Source organism: Pantoea sp. CTOTU49201 (assembly GCF_032054795.1).
GTDB lineage: Bacteria > Pseudomonadota > Gammaproteobacteria > Enterobacterales > Enterobacteriaceae > Pantoea > Pantoea symbiotica.
The window spans coordinates 1-2,316 of the sequence record NZ_DAMBSA010000559.1 but is presented as its reverse complement, the minus strand read 5'-3'; the positions used below and the strand labels follow the sequence as shown (position 1 = coordinate 2,316).

The window sequence follows — 2,316 nt, the reverse complement described above, 5'->3', positions numbered from 1 at the left end:
GTCGCCGCGCGCACCAGCAGGCCATCTTCATACAGCAAACTCACCGCTAAGCCATCCAGCTTGAGTTCGCAGCAATAAGTCAATTCGTCAGTGCTTTTAAGGCGATCCTGCACGCGTTTGTTGAAGGCAAGGAAGCCCGCTTCATCAAAGGTGTTATCCAGCGACAACATCGGCACTTCATGCCGCACTTGCTCAAAAGCCGCCAGCGGTGCTGCGCCCACGCGTTGTGTCGGGGAATCAGGCGTAATCAAATCAGGATGAGCGCTTTCCAGCTTGTGCAGCTGAACCATCAATCGGTCATACTCTGCATCCGGAATCTCCGGCGTATCCATCACGTGGTAGAGATATTCGTGGTGACGTAACGTGGTGCGCAGCGCGGTGATCTGCTCCTGAACCGATTTCATAGTCTCTTATCCGATAAAAAACCCCCGACATGCGGGGGTTGTATTTGTTTTGACTCAGCTAGCGGCGATTAACCGATAACTTCGCGAATACGCGTTTTGTAGGTTTCCAGCTTCTGCGGCGTCATCATGCGACGCTCATCATCCAGCACCACGCCGCCCACATCATCAGCGATACGCTGTGCGGATTGCAGCATCAGCTTGAAGTTCTGGTTCGCATCGCCGTACGACGGCACCATCATAAAGATGGAGATGCCAGGCGTAGAGAAATTCCCCATCTGATCCGGATCGAATGAACCCGGTTTCACCATGTTCGCCAGGCTAAACAGCACCGGACCGCTGCCTGCTGGGCTAAGATGGCGATGGAAAATGTTCATCTCACCAAACTGGAATCCGGCCTGCAGAATGCCCTGCAACAGCGCTTCACCGTTCAGTTCGCCGCCCGCGTGTGCAGCAACATGCAGCACTAACACCGCCTCTTTTTTACTGCCCGGCGCAGCAGCCGCTGGCTGTGGTGCTTCCGGTTGATGTGCGACTGGCGCTTCAGGTTCGAATTCTGGCTCTTCTGCCGCTTGGAACTCTGGCGCAGGCTGCGTTGCGGAAAGCGGTTCGTTATCCAGCAGCGGATCGGCCTGAATCGGTTGTGGTGCAGGCGCTGGCGTTGGCTTCGCCACGGGCGCTTGTGGCGCCACCGGCTTACGCACTTCAGGTTCGTCATCCAGCAGCGGATCGCCCAATAACGGGTCAGCCTGACGTGATGCCGGTTGACGCACAGGTTCAGGCGCACGCGGCGCGCTCGCTGGACGCGCAGTGAATTCGGGTTCTTCATCCGCATCACGATGACGACGTACACGGACTTCGCCGACGCCATCATCTTCTTCGCTCAGCAGATCTTCATCGGCTTCTTCGCGCTGTTTCAGACGTTTGTGCGGGCGATCACGAAACACGGAGGAGCGCTCTTTACGGCTGGTCCACAGTCCATGAAGTAGCAGCGCTATTATGGCGATCGCGCCAACAACGATTAATATCAGACGCAAATCCTGCATCATTGTATTCTCTGTTGTTCCAATACCTTGCCACCACGGCAAACTTTATCCTCTAACTGTATTTGCCCAGCTAAACAAGTGCAAGTCTGTGCAGTATTTTCTGACAAATTAGATAGCTGCCCCACGCTTTTTTGCTGTTTTTTCGCGCAAACCAGGCCTGAAGCCGACAAAAAGCCAGGTTATGATGGTCGCGCCGCTATATTTAGGAGAAAGGCTCGCTATGCCCGCAGGAAATTCGGTCTCAACTTTTAATGGTGTTCACTACTTCGCTGAAGGATGGAAACTGGTGCGCCTGCCCGGAATTCGTCGCTATGTCATCATGCCGCTACTGATCAACATTGTGCTGCTTGGCGGTGCCTTTATCTGGCTGTTTCAGCGTTTGGGACAGTGGATCCCAACGTTAATGTCACATATCCCCGACTGGTTGCAGTGGCTGAGTTATTTGCTGTGGCCGCTATCGGTGATTTCGATTGTGTTGGTGTTCAGTTACTTCTTTTCGACGCTGGCGAATCTGATTGCCGCGCCCTTCTGTGGCTTGCTCGCCGAACAGCTTGAAGGGCGATTGACCGGAACGCCACTGCCCGATAGTGGCTGGATGGCCATGGTTAAAGATGTACCGCGCATCATGAAACGAGAGTTACAGAAGCTCGGCTACTATTTGCCACGTGCGCTTGGTTTGCTGTTGCTGCACTTCATCCCCGGATTTGGACAAACGGTGGCGCCCGTTCTATGGTTTTTATTCAGTGCGTGGATGCTGTCCGTGCAGTATTGCGACTACCCATTTGATAACCACAAAGTGAGTTTCCAGCAGATGCGCCAGGCGTTGCGCCAGCACAAAAGCGCAAATATGCAATTTGGTGCGCTGGTTA

Annotated in this window: 3 protein-coding genes; 1 reads left to right on the top strand and 2 read right to left on the bottom strand. The window is 54.0% G+C overall.

The window, feature by feature from the left end:
* Positions 1-404: DNA ligase LigA-related protein (locus RTY00_RS23735; RefSeq protein ID WP_409519166.1), on the bottom strand; the 404-nt coding region annotated here is incomplete at its 3' end.
* A gap of 68 nt (positions 405-472) precedes the next feature.
* Positions 473-1,450, bottom strand: a complete 978-nt coding sequence (gene zipA, locus RTY00_RS23730; protein WP_154155751.1) for a cell division protein ZipA — start codon at positions 1,448-1,450, stop codon at positions 473-475.
* 217 nt (positions 1,451-1,667) lie between these two features.
* Here zipA and cysZ point away from each other — a divergent pair.
* The coding region (gene cysZ / locus RTY00_RS23725; RefSeq protein WP_312666604.1) for a sulfate transporter CysZ at positions 1,668-2,316 on the top strand (649 nt) is incomplete at its 3' end.